The sequence below is a fragment of the Bacteroides xylanisolvens XB1A genome (genome assembly GCF_000210075.1).
GTDB lineage: Bacteria > Bacteroidota > Bacteroidia > Bacteroidales > Bacteroidaceae > Bacteroides > Bacteroides xylanisolvens.
This window is the reverse complement of record NC_021017.1, coordinates 4019394-4037378: the sequence shown is the minus strand read 5'-3', so window position 1 is coordinate 4037378 and position 17985 is coordinate 4019394. Positions and strand designations below refer to the sequence as shown.

The 17985-nt window shown below is 44.6% G+C and carries 10 protein-coding genes; 8 read left to right on the top strand and 2 right to left on the bottom strand.

The features are described from left to right. Positions 1–15: 15 nt before the first annotated feature. On the bottom strand, positions 16–2373 hold the full coding sequence (locus BXY_RS15445; protein ID WP_208946826.1) for a family 43 glycosylhydrolase: 2358 nt from the start codon (positions 2371–2373) through the stop codon (positions 16–18). Positions 2374–2616: 243 nt separating this feature from the next. On the opposite strand from BXY_RS15445, the gene BXY_RS15440 reads away from it, so the two are divergent. The 6 genes from BXY_RS15440 (at position 2617) to BXY_RS15415 (ending at position 13171) form a co-directional block, all read left to right on the top strand. Next, complete coding sequence (locus tag BXY_RS15440; RefSeq protein ID WP_015532394.1) at positions 2617–5493, top strand: exo-beta-1,4-galactosidase; 2877 nt, start codon at positions 2617–2619, stop codon at positions 5491–5493. 130 nt (positions 5494–5623) lie between these two features. Next, positions 5624–6862, top strand: a complete 1239-nt coding sequence (locus BXY_RS15435) for a rhamnogalacturonan acetylesterase (RefSeq protein ID WP_008642191.1) — start codon at positions 5624–5626, stop codon at positions 6860–6862. A 55-nt stretch (positions 6863–6917) separates the two neighbouring features. Continuing rightward, positions 6918–8453 carry a glycoside hydrolase family 28 protein gene (locus BXY_RS15430; protein ID WP_008642190.1) on the top strand — a complete coding sequence of 512 codons (1536 nt, stop codon included), beginning with the start codon at positions 6918–6920 and terminating at the stop codon, positions 8451–8453. Further along, positions 8404–9006: a DUF4450 domain-containing protein gene (locus tag BXY_RS15425; protein ID WP_008642188.1), complete on the top strand. Its 603-nt coding sequence runs from the start codon at positions 8404–8406 to the stop codon at positions 9004–9006. The genes BXY_RS15430 and BXY_RS15425 overlap by 50 nt, the downstream gene beginning before the upstream one ends. Next, positions 9003–10406, top strand: coding sequence for a rhamnogalacturonidase (locus tag BXY_RS15420; protein ID WP_008642186.1), 1404 nt, complete (start codon positions 9003–9005; stop codon positions 10404–10406). Before BXY_RS15425 ends, BXY_RS15420 begins: the two co-directional genes overlap by 4 nt. Then, positions 10406–13171 (top strand): alpha-L-rhamnosidase, encoded by a 2766-nt coding sequence (locus BXY_RS15415; RefSeq protein WP_008642184.1) that lies wholly within the window; start codon positions 10406–10408, stop codon positions 13169–13171. The genes BXY_RS15420 and BXY_RS15415 overlap by 1 nt, the downstream gene beginning before the upstream one ends. Positions 13172–13490: 319 nt before the next feature. Here BXY_RS15415 and BXY_RS15410 read toward each other — a convergent pair whose 3' ends face one another. Further along, positions 13491–14663, bottom strand: coding sequence for a MalY/PatB family protein (locus BXY_RS15410; RefSeq protein WP_009040079.1), 1173 nt, complete (start codon positions 14661–14663; stop codon positions 13491–13493). Between the two features lie 68 nt (positions 14664–14731). Here BXY_RS15410 and BXY_RS15405 point away from each other — a divergent pair, with 68 nt between their 5' ends. Continuing rightward, positions 14732–15517 carry a Cof-type HAD-IIB family hydrolase gene (locus BXY_RS15405; protein WP_004316729.1) on the top strand — a complete coding sequence of 262 codons (786 nt, stop codon included), beginning with the start codon at positions 14732–14734 and terminating at the stop codon, positions 15515–15517. 105 nt (positions 15518–15622) lie between these two features. Next, positions 15623–17620, top strand: coding sequence for a tetratricopeptide repeat protein (locus BXY_RS15400; protein ID WP_015532393.1), 1998 nt, complete (start codon positions 15623–15625; stop codon positions 17618–17620). Positions 17621–17985 lie beyond the last annotated feature (365 nt).

The window sequence follows — 17985 nt, the reverse complement described above, 5'->3', positions numbered from 1 at the left end:
TACTCCGCAAAATTATCATTTCTCATAGATTTTCCATTCCCACAATCCAGCATCTCCCCTGCGGATATGAAGACGAAGATAACGGGCCTCCCCTATCTCCTTCGCCAAATGCGGGGAGCGCACTTCTACTTTAGCTTGTTCGGCACATGTCCGCCAGTTTTTTCCATCCATCGATTTTTCTAACCGCCACGTATGTCCTTCAGTAGGGCGGGTAAAGTAAAACTGACATTCGTTGACATTGCGAATCCCTTTTAAATCCACCGTAATGAATGGACTGCTATCCGTATCGGCTGCCATCCAACGAGTTCCATTCGATTCATCGGCTACATGAGCAGCCTGATAAGTATGCGTTCGAGTATAATTCTTCACGGAGGCTTTCTCCGGTAGAGGCTGGTTAGGCTGTGTTTCAATGCTAACCACAGAAGTGCGCGGTTCTTTCTCGCTGGAAGCATAAAAATGTGACTGCAAAGACAAATTCGTCCGTTTCTCTTGTGGAGCTGCCAGGTACCCCACTCCACGCTTATCGGGAACTAAAGTCTTAATTGTTCCGTCATCATTAAATTCCATCCGGTTAGCATATACCTGCCGGGTGGTTCCACCATCTCCGTATTCAAGATAAAGAAAGATATACTCCTCCGTTCCTTCATCGTAGAACACATTGCCATGCCCCGGTCCCCACACTTGATTTTCGGGAGAAGAAAACAAAAAGATATCGTTGCCTTCCGGTTTTACAAAACCTGTAAGAGGAGATTCGCGGCTCATCATGTATGCATTTGCATAATTCTGATGACCGCTCAATGTATAAATATAATAATAGATACCTTTACGTTTAAACATTACGGGGCCCTCGGAATATCCCTGACGGGCTGTTTTCAATGTCACCGGTTCCCCATCCAGATGAAGCCGGTCAGCAGAAAGACGTGCCGCATTCCGACGACGCCAAAAGATATATCCCGTACCGTCATCATCAATAAAAGGCTCTCCGTCGATATCATCAATAATGGCAGGGCTATCTACTTCTTCTCCGGAAACAAAAAGCCCTTTTCCTTCAATAAACCGGAAAGGACCCTCCGGACGATCTGCAACAAGCACATAAGTCCCCATCTTATCACCGGGCTTGACAAAGGTAACATATAAATAAAACTTTCCATCGTGTTCAATCACTCTCCCGGGAGCCCAATACCGGAAATATCCTTTTTTCTTTTCACCTTTATCATTCGTATATTCATATCCCTTCGACCAGTCGAAATCACTAATATGAGAACCCTCAAAGCTCCAGTTTACAAAATCTTTCGACTTCCACACAACAGGTGTTCCGGCACGTTCAAGACCATAATCCAAATCAGTGGTTCCGTAGAGATAATAGGTATCACCAAACTTAGAAACGGAAGGATCCGCCACATTATCGGGGATTAAAGGATTATAAGTACGATTGGCTATCAATGCCTCCACCACGGAAGCATCTACCACAAACGCCGTTCCATGACGGATACCTCTCGGAAAAGAGACTTGATCGGACACGTCTTCCCATGTTTCGCCATGATCTAAAGAGCGAACGGCACCATAACGATGATCACGGTATTTATCGAAATAAACATAAAGCGTATCACCGACAAAAAGAGGAGCAGGTCCTTCCGCCCAATACTTTCCTGTAATAGGCGCCGATACTTTGGTCGGGAATCCTTTTTCTATCTTTTTTGTACGCGTAACGCGCAAATTCTTTTCCGGCGGATTGGAATTCTCATTCTTGACTATCATTATCAGGTCTCCCAGCTTCGGATCTTTCACAATGGCAGCGTCAATCACGCTGAAATCAGGATTGAAGAACATCTTTGTCTTTGAGAAAGTGCAGAAATCCTTTGTTGTCACATAATAAATACGATGATTCAATCCCTTTTCGCTTTCGCTAGTAGGTATTTCCTTGTGACGACCGGGGATGGTAGTTGCCCAAAAGATATAGTAAGTTTGCGAAGGTTCGTCATAAAAGAGTTTAGGTGCCCAACAATTATGGGCAGTCGGCTCGTGCATCATCACCGGAATAGCCTGTTGTTCACTCCAATGAATTAAATCACGAGAAGAAGCATGGCCGATAATCCGATCAGTCCAACTGGAAGTCCAGACCATGTGGAAAGTTCCGTCCGGAGCCTGGCAAATACTCGGATCTCGCATTAATTTATCTTTACCGACGGAAGGTATCAGATAAGACTGTCCGCCATTCAAAGGCATCCAGTTCAACCCGTCATAACTATAAGCTAAATGCAATCCATCTTTACTGTCATTGATGAAATAAGAAAAGAGATAAGCAGTCTTACCGGCGAAGATTGTCATTACCGAGCAAAGACTTAGAGCCATCCAAACAACTACTTTTTTCATGGTTCCTTTTAAGATTAAAAAGTTTACCCCGCAAAGATAAGGTATCTCCCAACCTCCTCAAAGATAAAGAGCATGGACAATATTTCAAATCCATGTAGTTTTGTACACCATCCGTCCTATAAGTGCATTTTGATACAATATTCTATGTATCTGTACATCTTTCTATTTACTAAACCCTTAAAAAGCTCTACTTTAGCGGCAGATTTTAAAATAGAGATGAAAAACATATCAATTCTATATATCATGAAACAACTTTTAGTAAGTATTGCCATCGTATTTGCCTCTATACTGACCGTAACGGGGCAAAATCATTCTTTCAGTTTATCCGGCAAATGGAATTTCCAGATAGACCGGGAAGATATCGGCACCAAGGAACAATGGTTCAAAAAAAGCCTTGATGATCAGATTAATCTCCCCGGCTCCATGCCCGAAAAGCTGAAAGGAGATGAAGTAACCGCCCGCACCCGGTGGACCGGAAGCTTGTATGACAGCTCTTACTATTTCAATCCATACATGGAGAAATACAGAATAGAAGGACAAGTGAAACTTCCCTTTTTCCTGACTCCCGACAAACATTATGTAGGGGTAGCCTGGTATCAAAAGAAAGTTACAATACCTTCCAACTGGAAAGGAGAAAGAATCACTCTTTTCCTGGAACGCCCGCACATCGAAACGACCGTATGGGTCAATCAACAGGAACTCGGTATGCAGAATAGTCTTTGTGTCCCTCATGTGTATGATCTGACTTCGGCTGTTACTCCCGGCAAAACCTGCCTGATTACTATCCGCATCGACAACCGCATCAAAGAAATCAATGTAGGCCCCGACTCTCACAGCATCACCGACCAGACCCAAGGTAACTGGAACGGGATCGTAGGACGAATTGAATTACAGGCCACTCCTAAAGTTCATTTTGAAGACATCCAGATATACCCTGATTTAAATAATCAGAAAGCACTGGTACGCATGAACATACAGTCTGCCTCTTCCACCAAAGGAGATATTACACTTTCTGCCGAAAGTTTCAATACAGACACTCAACACAAAGTAGCTCCTGTTCAGCAAAGCTTCCATATCCGTCCGGGAGACAATGCGATAGAGATGGAACTTCCTATGGGAAAAGATTTCCTCACATGGGATGAGTTCAATCCTGCACTGTATAAACTGACGGCAAAACTGACCAACGGTAAACAGGCCGACATCAAACAGGTACAATTTGGAATGCGCGATTTCAAGATAGAAGGAAAATGGTTCTACGTCAATGGCCGCAAAACAATGCTTCGCGGCACAGTGGAAAACTGTGATTTCCCATTGACCGGTTATGCTCCGATGGACGTAGCTTCCTGGGAGCGGGTGTTCCGCATTTGCCGCAACTATGGTTTGAATCACATGCGTTTTCATTCTTTCTGCCCGCCGGAAGCTGCTTTTATCGCAGCCGATCTGGTCGGTTTCTATCTGCAACCGGAAGGTCCGAGTTGGCCGAATCACGGACCAAGACTGGGTAACGGTCAGCCAATTGACAAATATCTGATGGACGAAACAATTGCCTTGACTAAAGAATACGGAAATTATGCATCTTACTGTATGTTAGCTTGTGGTAACGAACCTTCCGGACGCTGGGTGGCATGGGTGAGCAAGTTTGTCGATTATTGGAAAGCGACAGATCCGCGTCGTGTATACACAGGAGCTTCTGTAGGAAACAGCTGGCAGTGGCAACCTCACAATGAATACCATGTGAAAGCCGGAGCACGCGGTTTGAGTTGGGCAGGTGCGCAACCGGAAAGCAAATCGGATTATCGTGCAAGGATAGACACCGTGAAACAACCGTATGTATCACATGAAACAGGTCAATGGTGCGTATTCCCGAATTTCAACGAAATCCGCAAATATACCGGAGTCAACAAGGCGAAGAACTTTGAGATTTTCAGGGATATTCTGAATGATAATCACATGGGAGGCCAAAGTTATGATTTTATGATGGCTTCGGGCAAATTGCAGGCACTTTGCTATAAACATGAGATTGAAAAGACATTGCGTACCCCCGATTATGCAGGTTTCCAATTGCTGGCTCTCAACGATTATTCGGGTCAGGGAACGGCATTGGTCGGCGTACTGGATGTATTTTTTGAAGAGAAAGGATATATCAACGCGGAACAATTCAGACGTTTTTGCAGTCCGACTGTCCCCTTAGCCCGTATTCCGAAGTTTGTATATGCCAATGATGAAACATTCCATGCCGACATCGAAGTTTCCCACTTTGGTGCAGCCCCTTTGCAAGGAGCAAAAACTAGCTATACCATCAAAGACAAGTTCGGAAAGGTGTATGCCAAAGGAACTGTCGGCACACAAACGATTCCTATTGGGAACCTTTGTGCACTAGGCAGCGTGGATATGAATCTAAAGGAGATCGATACTCCACAGAAACTAAATCTGGAAGTGTGTATTGAAGGCAGCGATGCCGTCAATGACTGGGATTTCTGGGTATATCCTGCACAAGTGGAACTGACACAAGGAAGCGTATATACTACCGACACACTGGATGAAAAAGCCATTTCCGTACTGAAAGAAGGAGGAAATGTCTTGATTACGGCAGCGGGCAAAATACAATACGGAAAAGAAGTTAAACAATACTTTACTCCGGTATTCTGGAATACTTCCTGGTTCAAGATGCGCCCGCCGCACACAACTGGTATTTTCCTGAATGAATATCATCCTCTTTTCCGTGAATTTCCTACGGAATTTCATAGTAACCTGCAATGGTGGGAATTATTAAATAAAGCCCAAGTGATGCAATTTACCGACTTCCCGGCAGAATTCCAGCCAACCGTTCAAAGCATCGACACCTGGTTCATCAGCCGGAAAATCGGAATGTTGTTTGAAGCAAATGTATTGAACGGTAAACTGATGATGACCAGCATGGATATCACCTCTCAACCGGAGAAACGAATCGTTGCCCGACAAATGCACAAGGCAATCCTGGATTATATGAATTCGGATGCTTTCCGTCCAACAGAGAAAATATCTCCGGAGCTGATTCAGGCATTATTCACCAAAGTGGCAGGAGATGTAAAATCTTATACCAAAGATTCGCCGGACGAGCTCAAACCGAAAATTAACTAAAAAGGAAATTATCAGGCACAGATTACACGAATTACACTGTTGCTTTATAGAAAGCGTAATTCTAAAAACCGTGAAATCCGCGTAATCCGTGCCTAAATTCTATAAACAATATACATTCATATTATTTATAATGAAAACTACCATCATAGGCTTACTACTCTTGGCTACAATAACCGTCCATGCCCAAGAAGAAGTCCGAACCTACCAACTGTCGGACGCACCCCGATATAGCGAGGAGACGGGATACGGATACGACCTCACCGCCACACCCGAGAAAGGGAGTAAATCACCTTTCTTCTTCTCTGTCCGTGTTCCGGACGGGAATTACAAAGTTACAGTACGCCTGGGAAGTAAAAAACATGCAGGAGTGACCACCGTAAGAGGTGAGTCACGCCGGCTATTTGTTGAGAACCTGCCAACTAAAAAAGGACAATTCGTAGACGAAACATTTATCATCAATAAGCGTACCCCTCGTATCTCCGAAAAAGAATATGTACGAATCAAGCCCCGTGAGAAAGCGAAACTGAACTGGGATGATAAACTGACATTGGAATTTAATGGAGATGCACCTGTGTGTCAAAGTATCCGTATCGAACCTGCCGATCCGTCGGTCATCACTGTTTTTCTGTGCGGAAACAGTACGGTAGTCGATCAGGACAACGAACCTTGGGCTAGCTGGGGACAAATGATTCCTCATTTCTTCGGAACAGATGTTTGCATCGCCAATTATGCGGAATCCGGTGAATCGGCCAATACTTTTATCGGAGCAGGACGTTTGAAAAAAGCATTGAGCCAGATGAAAAAAGGCGATTATCTCTTCATGGAGTTCGGACATAACGATCAGAAGCAAAAAGGTCCCGGAAAAGGAGCTTACTACTCTTTTATGACCAGCCTGAAAACATTCATCGACGAAGCACGGGCACGTGGAGCATATCCCATACTGGTTACTCCCACCCAACGCCGGAGCTTTGACTCAACCGGACATATCCGCGATACACACGAAGATTATCCGGAGGCCATGCGCTGGCTGGCCGCCAAAGAAAATATACCTTTGATTGACCTCAACGAAATGACTCGGACACTATATGAAGCGTTAGGCACGGAAACATCCAAACGCGCCTTCGTACACTATCCGGCAGGAACTTATCCCGGACAGACCAAGGCTTTTGAAGACAATACCCACTTTAACCCTTACGGCGCTTACCAGATAGCCCAGTGTGTGATTGAAGGTATGAAGAAAGCCGTACCTGAGTTAGCCAAACACTTGAAAATAGATCCGGCATATAACCCGGCACACCCGGATGATGTGAATACTTTCCACTGGAACGAATCACCTTTCACAGAAATAGAGAAACCGGACGGAAATTGAGAGATAGGTATTAGGTATTAAGTATCAAGTATTAAGTATCAGGCATTAGATAAATATGAAAACCAAAAGCATCTTTCCCCTGTTCCTACTGGCAAGCACACTTTTGACAGCAGCTTGCGTCACCCCAACAGCCAAACAAGCAGGAAGTAACAGCTTCGAATGGGGGCAAGTACCGCAACAACCGGATTTGTCATGGGCTGACAGTGTAGGAAGCCGGCAAATGCCCGGAAACAATCTTATTTTATCCGCCAATTCTTTTGGCGCAGTAGCAGACAGCACGGTACTTAGCACAGAGGCTATCCAAAAAGCAATCGACAGTTGTTCTGTCTCCGGTGGAGGCACGGTTACCCTTCAACCGGGATATTATCAGACAGGGGCATTGTTCGTAAAAAGCGGTGTCAACCTGCAACTGGATAAAGGAGTGACTCTACTGGCTAGTCCTCACATTCATCATTATCCCGAATTCCGTTCGCGGATTGCGGGAATTGAGATGACATGGCCCGCGGCAGTAATCAACATTGTCAACGAAAAGAATGCTGCCGTCAGTGGAGAGGGAACGCTAGATTGCCGAGGCAAAGTATTTTGGGATAAATATTGGGAAATGCGGAAAGAATATGAAGCGAAAGGATTACGCTGGATCGTAGATTACGACTGCAAACGTGTACGGGGTATTCTCGTGGAACGCAGTTCGGACATTACCCTCAAAGGATTCACCCTGATGCGGACAGGCTTTTGGGGATGCCAGGTTCTTTATTCCAATTACTGTACCATAGACGGACTGGTCATTAATAATAACTTGGGAGGACACGGCCCTAGTACGGATGGTATCGACATCGACTCGTCCACTAATATTCTGATTGAAAACTGCGACGTCGATTGCAATGATGATAATATTTGTATCAAATCGGGACGCGATGCAGACGGATTGCGTGTCAATCTCCCCACGGAAAATATAGTAATACGCAACTGTATAGCCCGCAAAGGCGCAGGCCTCATCACCTGTGGCAGTGAAACCTCCGGCAGCATACGAAATATATTGGGATACAATCTTCAAGCAGTCGGCACCTCGGCCGTACTACGATTAAAGAGTGCCATGAACCGCGGAGGAACGATCGAAAATATCTATATGACCGACGTAAAAGCAGAAAACGTCCGCCACGTACTGGCTGCCGATCTGAACTGGAATCCCAGTTATAGTTACAGTGTATTACCTAAAGAGTATGAAGGGAAAGATATTCCGGAACATTGGAGAGTAATGCTGACTCCGGTAACACCACCCGAAAAAGGTTATCCGCACTTCCGCAATGTGTATGTATCGAAGATCAAAGCAGAAAACGTAGATGAATTTATCTCTGCTTCCGGCTGGAATGACTCGTTACGTCTGGAAAATTTCTATCTTTATGCCATCGAAGCGCAGACCAATAAACCGGGAAAAATCTGCTATACAAAAAACTTCAATTTGTCTGAAATCACATTGGATATGAAAGACAAAAACGCTATTGAACTAAAGGAAAATGAACAAAGTAATATCCACTTCAACTATGCTGAAACAACTCCTGACCACCGTACTGCTGGGAATCTTGCTCATTGATGCGCAAGCACAATCCCTGACTCCGCCTGCCGGTACTTTCCGGCTGGGAATATCGAAGGGAAATGAAAGTCACTGGCTGAAGCCTAAAGAAAAAGTAGAAGGGATACATTTCCAATGGAAAGCCTTGCCTGATAGTCATGGATTTATTCTGGAAGTAGAAGTGACTTCCACATCAAAAGCGGATAAGCTCTTCTGGAGTTTCGGCGATTGCCGGCCGGATTCGGATATCAATGTCTTCAGTGTGGAAGGACAGGCTTTCACTTGCTATTATGGAGAAAGTATGAAATTACGTACTTTACAGGCTGTTACTCCCAGCGATGATATCCGCTTGAGCAACGGACATAAGGATGAAACTCCCCTGATGCTTTACGAATCGGGCAAACGGACGGACCGACCGGTATTGGCCGGACGTTGCAATCTCTCTCCATCCCCCTCTCAAGAAAAGGACACCAAGCCACTCCGACTTTACTTCTGCTTCTACGAACAGAATGAAAAAGCGGATTACAACTATTATATGTTACCGGATATTTTTGCCAAAATCGACAAAAAATGAAAAGAGCTTATTTATTATTCACTCTGTTAATTGGTTGCATCCATATACATGCAGCCATTTATAACGTTAAGGACTTTGGAGCCAAAGCGGATGGAAAAACCATCGATTCTCCTGCTATCAATCGTGCGATTGAAGCAGCTGCAGAAGCCGGAGGAGGTACGGTTTACCTACCAGCCGGAGAATATGCCTGTTATTCTATCCGGTTAAAAAGTAACATTCATTTGTATCTGGAGCAAGGTGCGTGTATTCTTGCCGCCTTTCCCGGAAAAGAGGAAGGATATGATAGTGCCGAACCGAATGAACATAACAAATATCAGGATTTCGGACACAGCCACTGGAAGAATTCTTTAATTTGGGGAATCGGGCTGGAGAACATAACGATCAGTGGGCCCGGACTTATCTACGGTAAAGGGCTGACTCGCGAAGAAAGCCGTTTGCCGGGTGTAGGCAATAAAGCTATCAGCTTGAAGGAGTGTAGAAATGTGACTCTGAAAGATTTATCCATGTTGCATTGCGGACATTTCGCCCTGCTTGCCACAGGAGTAGATCATCTGACTATTCTGAATCTGAAAGTAGACACAAACCGGGATGGATTCGATATTGATTGTTGCCGGAATGTACGTATCAGCCAATGCACGGTAAACTCGCCCTGGGATGATGCCATTGTATTGAAAGCATCCTACGGTTTAGGACGCTTCCAGGATACGGAAAATGTGACGATTAGCGATTGTTACGTAAGTGGTTATGATAAAGGAAGTGTATTAGATGGCACCTGGCAACTAGACGAACCGCAAGCCCCCGATCATGGTTACCGCACCGGACGCATCAAACTGGGAACAGAAAGTAGCGGAGGTTTCCGCAATATTGCGATTACTAATTGTATCTTTGAACATTGCAGGGGACTGGCATTGGAAACGGTAGACGGAGGACATCTGGAAGATATTGTTATCAATAATATAACGATGAGGAATATTGTCAACGCTCCTATCTTTCTCCGGTTAGGTGCACGTATGCGTAGCCCCGAAGGTACGCCTGTGGGCACTATGAAACGTATTCTCATCAGCAACATCAACGTTTGGAATGCCGACAGCCGTTATGCCTCCATCATCAGCGGAGTGCCGGGTGCATGTATTGAGGACGTAACTTTTCGAAATATTCACCTCTATTATAAAGGAGGATATAGCGAAGAGGATGGCAAACGTATTCCGCCCGAACAGGAGAAAGTATATCCCGAGCCCTGGATGTTCGGCACTATTCCCGCTAAAGGGTTTTATATCCGCCATGCACGGAATATTACCTTCGACGGCATCCGCTTCCACTTTGAACAACCGGACGGACGACCGCTTTTTGTAACTAATGACACAGAAAACATAGAATACTATAACACACCGAAAGAATAATGAATAAAAGACAATTGATAGTTCTTTGCCTGCTCGCCGCAGGTGGAGTAATGCAAGCACAACAATGGCCGGACACTCCGGTGGAAGCACGTCCCGGTGCCAGATGGTGGTGGCTGGGAAGTGCCGTAGACGAAAAGAACCTGACGTATAATCTGGAAGAATACGCACGCACCGGAATGGGAGCAGTAGAAATTACTCCTATCTATGGGGTGCAAGGTAATGACGCGAATGATATTCAGTTCCTTTCTCCCCGCTGGATGGAAATGCTTAAACATACACAGGCGGAAGGAAAACGTACGGGTATCGAGATTGATATGAATACTGGAACAGGATGGCCTTTTGGCGGACCTGAAGTCAGTATCGAAGATGCGGCTACCAAGGCTATCTTCCAAACATACGAAATAGAGGGCGGCAAAGAGATTGAACAGGATATCAATGTGACCGATCCCAAGCAACAACCATTTTCCGTACTAAGCCGGGTGATGGCATACGATGAAAAAGGCAAATGTATCAACCTGACTGCTCACGTCAAAAAAGACAAGCTGCAATGGAAAGCGCCTGCCGGCAAATGGAAAGTGATTGCTCTTTACATCGGGAAAACAAGGCAGAAAGTGAAACGGGCAGCTCCGGGAGGAGAAGGCTACGTGATGAATCATCTCTCAAAAAAGGCGGTAAAAAATTATCTTTCCCGCTTTGACCGTGCTTTCAAAAGTAACAAGACAAGTTATCCACATACTTTCTTCAACGATTCATACGAGGTTTATCAAGCTGACTGGACGGATGATTTCCTGGAACAGTTCGCTCGTAGACGGGGGTATAAACTGGAAGAACATTTCTCCGAGTTTCTGGATGAAAATCGTCCGGAAGTTAGCAGACGTATCGTGTCGGATTACCGGGAAACCATTTCCGACCTCTTATTGGAGAACTTCAGTCATCAATGGACAGACTGGGCACACAAAAACGGCAGTATCACCCGTAATCAGGCACATGGTTCGCCCGGTAACCTGATTGATATTTATGCTTCCGTGGATATTCCCGAATGTGAAGGTTTTGGACTGTCGCAGTTCCATATCGAAGGATTGCGTCAGGACTCATTGACCAAAAAGAATGATTCGGACCTGTCTATGTTGAAATATGCCTCCTCGGCAGCTCATATTGCAGGAAAAACGTATACTTCTTCCGAAACATTTACATGGCTGACGGAGCATTTCCGTACTTCCCTGTCGCAATGTAAACCGGATATGGATTTGATGTTTGTTTCCGGAGTCAATCACATGTTTTTCCACGGTACTCCTTATTCTCCGAAAGAAGCCGAATGGCCCGGATGGCTATTCTATGCTTCTATCAATATGAGTCCGACGAACAGTATTTGGCGTGATGCCCCTTCTTTCTTCCATTACATTACCCGCTGTCAGAGTTTTCTGCAAATGGGACGGCCGGATAATGATTTCCTGATTTATCTTCCGGTATATGACATGTGGAACGAGCAACCGGGACGATTGTTACTGTTCACCATCCACCACATGGATAAACTCGCTCCCAAATTTATCAATGCTATCCATCGTATTAATAACAGCGGATATGACGGGGATTATATCTCTGACAACTTTATTCGCAGTACCCGTTTCAAGAACGGACAGTTAGTTACATCGGGCGGCACTGGTTATAAAGCACTGGTAGTACCTGCCGCGCACTTGATGCCGAGTGATGTGCTGGCGCATCTTTATGAACTAGCCAAGCAAGGAGCTACCATTGTATTCCTCGAAAACTATCCGACAGATGTACCGGGATATGGTCAGTTGGATCAGAAGCGAAAAAGTTATCAACAAACTTTGAAGAATTTGCCTGCCGTATCGTTTTCAGAAACAACCGTTACTCCGATTGGGAAAGGTAAGATTATCACCGGAACGGATTATGCACGTACATTAGCCAGTTGCAATATCCCTGCGGAAGAAATGAAAACAAAATTCGGGTTGCAGACCATTCGGAGAGTCAATGACACAGGACATCATTACTTCATCTCTTCATTGCAGAACAAAGGAGTAGATGGTTGGATTACTTTAGGTACAAATGCCGAAACAGCCGCTCTCTTTAACCCCATGACCGGAGAATGCGGAGAGGCGAAAGTGCGTCAGGTAGACGGAAAGACACAAGTCTATCTGCAATTAAAATCGGGCGAATCTATCATCCTGCAAACATACCGACAACCTTTACAGGCATCCAAGCCGTGGAAGTATGTAAAAGAACACCCCTTTAGTCTTCGCCTGGACCATGGCTGGAAATTGCACTTTGCTGAAAGTAAACCGGAGATTCAGGGTACATTTGATATAGACCGTCCATGTTCATGGACAAACATAGATCATCCGGCAGCCCAAACAAATATGGGAACTGGCGTGTATTCTTTGGATATTGAGTTGCCGGCTCTGAAAGCTGACAACTGGATTCTTGACTTGGGAGACGTACGCGAAAGTGCCCGTGTCCGAATCAACGGACAGGAAGCAGGCTGTGTATGGGCAGTACCTTATCAGCTTAAGGTAGGGCAATTCCTGAAACCTGGAAAAAACCACATCGAGATAGAAGTCACTAACCTCCCTGCGAATCGGATTGCAGAATTGGACAGACAGAGAGTGCAGTGGCGCAAATTCAAGGAAATCAATATTGTAGATTTAAGATATCGTCCGGCTAATTATGGGCATTGGGCTCCTATGCCTTCCGGTTTGAATAGTGAAGTACGATTGATTCCGGTAGATTTTATACAAGAGTAAGGAAATCATTATTCACCACAGGAGGACGCAAAGGGCACAGAAGTGTAAACAGTTCGGGGGGGTATAAACTAGCAGATGATCTTCTGCTTACTAGTGAAAGATAATTTCCTTCACTAGTAATTTTTATATCTTTCCTCCTATAAATAGTGATCGAACTTGTATTCCAGTTTTCGTTTGACTTAAGTTAAGCGATAGTTTGACTTAAGTTATTCTATCGTTCGACTTAAGTCAAACGAAAACTCATTAGGGAACGAAGAAGATATTCTCTTCAAGGAAAACAACTAAATATAATATAGCAGCAGATTATTTCTTGCTTGAGCTACTTTAAATTTATCACAGCTTGTTCCAGTTGTTTCAATGCCTGTTCCAACACTGCACGCGGACAAGCGATGTTCAATCGCATAAACCCTTCCCCCTCCTTGCCAAATGTTGTTCCGTCATTCAATGCCAGATGAGCATCTTCTACGAAAAGGCGGTTCAGTTCTTTCTGATTAAGTCCCAACTCACGACAATCTAGGAAAATAAGATAAGAGGCTTGCGGACGAATCATTTTAATCGCAGGAATATGTTCTTTTAAATATGTTTCTGTAAAATCCACATTTCCTTTAATATAGGATACCACTTGATCCAGCCATTCTGTTCCATGACTGTAAGCAGCCGCTACGCTAAGATAAGCAAACAGGTGCCCTTCACTGAATTCACTTGCTTCCATATACTTCTGGAAACGGTGACGAAGTTCATCATTTTCAATGATTGCATAAGAACTGGCCAGCCCCGGCATATTGAATGCTTTGCTCGGAGACATAAAGACAAGTGAATTCATCCGTGCTTTTTCCGAAATCAAAGCAAAAGTAGGGTGTTTATAAGGAGGTAAGGTCAAGTCGGCATGAATCTCGTCAGAGATCACCAAAGTACCGCTTTCATAACAGATATCAGCAATTAGAGAAAGTTCCTCTTTTGTCCATACGCGTCCGCCCGGGTTATGGGGATTACTTAAAATCAATAATTTGCATCCTTGTACATCCCGGCGAAAACGGTCAAAGTCGATATAATACTGTCCATCTTTCAGTACCAATGGGCTGTATACTACTTCACGCTCATTCTTCTGTGTTACCAAAAAGAAAGGATGATAAACAGGAGGCATGACCATTACTTTATCACCTTTTTGCGTAAAACATTGAATAACGAAAGCCAATCCGCGGACAATACCGGGAGTGAAAGTCAACATCTCTTCACGGATCGTCCAGCCATGACGCTCTTTCACCCAGTTAACAATAGACTCCGACCATTCTTTGCAAGCAAAAGTATATCCGAGCACTTCATGTTCCAGCCGTTTTTTCAAAGCCTCTATTACAAAAGGAGCCGTACGGAAATCCATATCAGCTACCCACATTGGAATCAAGTCATTGCGTCCCCAACGGCTTTCTACAGCATCCCATTTTACGGAATCTGTACCGTTACGGTTTATTATTTCATCAAAATTATAGTTCATACTGCATAATGTTTTTATGTTATGTGAGACAAAAGTAGTACATTTGTACTCAATTCAAAAAGGAATTTATGACGAAAGCTTTATTTTTTGATATAGACGGAACGCTGGTCAGTTTTGAAACTCACCGTATACCGTCTTCTACCATCGAGGCGTTGGAAGCTGCCCACGCAAAAGGGCTGAAGATATTTATCGCTACCGGACGCCCGAAAGCCATTATCAACAATCTTTCCGAATTGCAGGACCGGAACCTTATCGATGGATATATAACCATGAACGGAGCCTATTGTTTTGTCGGTGAACAGGTTATTTATAAAAGTGCCATACCACAGGAAGAAGTGAAAGCAATGGCAGCTTTTTGCGAGAAGAAAGGTGTTCCCTGCATTTTCGTAGAGGAACATCATATTTCTGTCTGCCAACCTGATGATATGGTGAAAAAGATATTCTACGATTTTCTGCATGTGAATGTCATTCCTACTGTATCTTTTGAAGAAGCAACAAGCAAGGAAATTATACAGATGACTCCTTTTATCACAGAGGAAGAAGAAAAAGAAATCCGTCCGTCTATCCCCACCTGCGAAATCGGACGCTGGTATCCCTCATTCGCAGACATAACAGCCAAAGGAGACACCAAGCAGAAAGGGATTGATGAAATCATCCGTTACTTCGGCATAAAGTTGGAAGAAACAATGGCATTCGGAGATGGAGGAAATGATATCACTATGCTTCGCCACGCAGCTATCGGAGTTGCTATGGGACAGGCTAAGGAAGACGTGAAAGCCGCTGCCGATTACGTTACGGCTCCCATTGACGAGGACGGAATAAGTAAGGCAATGAAACATTTCGGAATTATTTAATAATGTGCCGATTTACCAATGCGCCCAAAAAACTATTATCCCGCGATTTCATGACACAACGTATTGGCAAATTAGCACATCAACAAATTTGCATATTATTATATTATGAGCGTAGACACTAACAACGCTGAGTTTCAGGATGCACTGAATCTGATTCAATATACCCGTCAATCGGTTTTTCTGACAGGAAAAGCCGGTACGGGAAAATCTACATTCCTGCGTTATGTCTGCGAGCATACCAAGAAGAAGCATGTTGTACTTGCACCGACCGGAATTGCCGCAATCAATGCCGGTGGAAGTACGATGCATAGCTTCTTTAAATTACCTTTTTATCCGTTATTGCCGGATGATCCTAATTTAAGTCTCCAACGTGGCCGTATTCACGAGTTCTTCAAATACACCAAGCCACATCGTAAGTTGCTGGAACAAATAGAACTGGTCATTATCGACGAAATCTCTATGGTACGGGCAGACATCATCGATGCCATCGACCGTATCTTACGAGTTTATTCACATAATCTGCGCGAACCTTTCGGTGGAAAACAACTCTTATTGGTAGGAGACGTCTTCCAACTGGAACCCGTTGTAAAGAACGATGAGCGGGAAATTTTGAACCGCTTCTATCCCACCCCCTACTTTTTCTCTGCCAGAGTGTTCGGACAAATAGACCTCGTCTCTATCGAACTTCAAAAAGTATATCGACAGACGGACCCTGTATTCGTCAGTGTCCTCGACCATATCCGCACCAATACAGCCGGAGCCGCAGACCTGCAACTGCTCAACACCCGCTACGGAAGCCAGATTGAAGAATCTGAAGCAGATATGTACATCACACTCGCCACCCGAAGAGATACGGTCGACTCCATTAATGAGAAGAAATTAGCAGAGCTCCCCGGAGAACCCATTACTTTTGAAGGAGTTATCGAAGGAGATTTTCCGGAAAGCAGTCTGCCTACTTCACAAGAGCTTGTACTCAAACCCGGTGCACAAATCATCTTCATCAAAAATGATTTCGATCGTAGGTGGGTAAACGGTACGATTGGTGTCATTGCCGGAATTGATGAGGAAGAAGAAACGATCTACGTCATCACCGACGATGGAAAAGAATGTGACGTAAAACTGGAATCATGGCGTAATATCCGCTACCACTACAACGAAAAAACAAAAGAAATAGAAGAAGAAGTATTAGGCAGCTTCACTCAATACCCTATCCGGTTAGCATGGGCCATCACTGTTCATAAAAGTCAGGGACTGACCTTCAGCCGTGTAGTCATCGACTTCACCGGCGGTGTATTTGCCGGAGGACAAGCATACGTAGCACTTAGCCGTTGTACCTCACTGGACGGCATCCAACTCAAAAAGCCTGTCAACCGTGCCGATGTCTTCGTCCGTCCCGAAATCGTCAACTTTGCCGGACGCTTCAACAACCGCCAAGCCATCGACAAAGCCCTGAAACAAGCACAAGCCGATGTGCAATATGCCGCTGCTTCACGTGCCTTCGACAAAGGGGATATGGAAGAATGTCTGGAACAGTTTTTCCGTGCCATCCATTCCCGCTACGATATTGAGAAACCTGTTCCCCGTCGTTTGATCCGCCGTAAACTCGGCATCATCAATACACTGAAAGAGCAGAACAAGAAGCTCAAAGAACAGATGCGCGAACAACAGGAACGTATACGACAATACGCCCACGAGTACCTGTTAATGGGAAACGAATGTATCACCCAAGCCCACGACGTACGTGCCGCCCTCGCCAACTACGACAAAGCCCTTAGCCTCGACCCCAACTACATAGATGCCTGGATAAGAAAAGGAATCACACTCTTCAACAACAAAGAGTACTTCGACGCTGAAAACTGTTTCAACACCGCAGTCAGCCTCCATCCTGCAAACTTTAAAGCAGTCTATAACCGTGGAAAGCTCCGACTAAAAACAGAAAACACAGAAGGCGCCATCGCCGACCTGGACAAAGCCACCAGCCTGAAACCCGAACACGCCGGCGCACACGAACTTTTCGGGGATGCCCTGTTAAAAGCCGGAAAAGAAGTGGAAGCTGCGTTACAATGGAGAATTGCAGAGGAACTGAAGAAAAAGAAGAAGTAATAAATCTACATAAAAGAAGAAGACGGAAACCGTCCGTTTTCTTCCTCACCGACCAACACCCCGTTCCTCACCGAGGAAAGACCTGTTCCTCACCGAGAAAGAGAGCATTGCTCACCGAGGAACGGATCCCCCACCTACACCCCCTTGTAGAACCATTGTCTCCTTTGGCGAATCATACACAAATATATTTACAGACTAGATTCGGATCAATCCGAAAAAAGGATTACTTTATAGGCAATTCTCAAATTCTGTATAACCTATAGATCTGTGGTAAATTCTTTTTCATCCATCACGGTACAGGTTATTAGTTAAATGAGAATTTAGCGGTTAAATGAGAATTTAGCGGTTAAATGGGAATTTTGCAG

Coding starts and splice junctions, on each gene's coding strand:
- BXY_RS15445 (WP_208946826.1), bottom strand. CDS start 2,373: ATGAAAAAAGTAGTTGTTTGGATGGCTCTAAGTCTTTGCTCGGTAATG.
- BXY_RS15440 (WP_015532394.1), top strand. CDS start 2,617: ATGAAACAACTTTTAGTAAGTATTGCCATCGTATTTGCCTCTATACTG.
- BXY_RS15435 (WP_008642191.1), top strand. CDS start 5,624: ATGAAAACTACCATCATAGGCTTACTACTCTTGGCTACAATAACCGTC.
- BXY_RS15430 (WP_008642190.1), top strand. CDS start 6,918: ATGAAAACCAAAAGCATCTTTCCCCTGTTCCTACTGGCAAGCACACTT.
- BXY_RS15425 (WP_008642188.1), top strand. CDS start 8,404: ATGCTGAAACAACTCCTGACCACCGTACTGCTGGGAATCTTGCTCATT.
- BXY_RS15420 (WP_008642186.1), top strand. CDS start 9,003: ATGAAAAGAGCTTATTTATTATTCACTCTGTTAATTGGTTGCATCCAT.
- BXY_RS15415 (WP_008642184.1), top strand. CDS start 10,406: ATGAATAAAAGACAATTGATAGTTCTTTGCCTGCTCGCCGCAGGTGGA.
- BXY_RS15410 (WP_009040079.1), bottom strand. CDS start 14,663: ATGAACTATAATTTTGATGAAATAATAAACCGTAACGGTACAGATTCC.
- BXY_RS15405 (WP_004316729.1), top strand. CDS start 14,732: ATGACGAAAGCTTTATTTTTTGATATAGACGGAACGCTGGTCAGTTTT.
- BXY_RS15400 (WP_015532393.1), top strand. CDS start 15,623: ATGAGCGTAGACACTAACAACGCTGAGTTTCAGGATGCACTGAATCTG.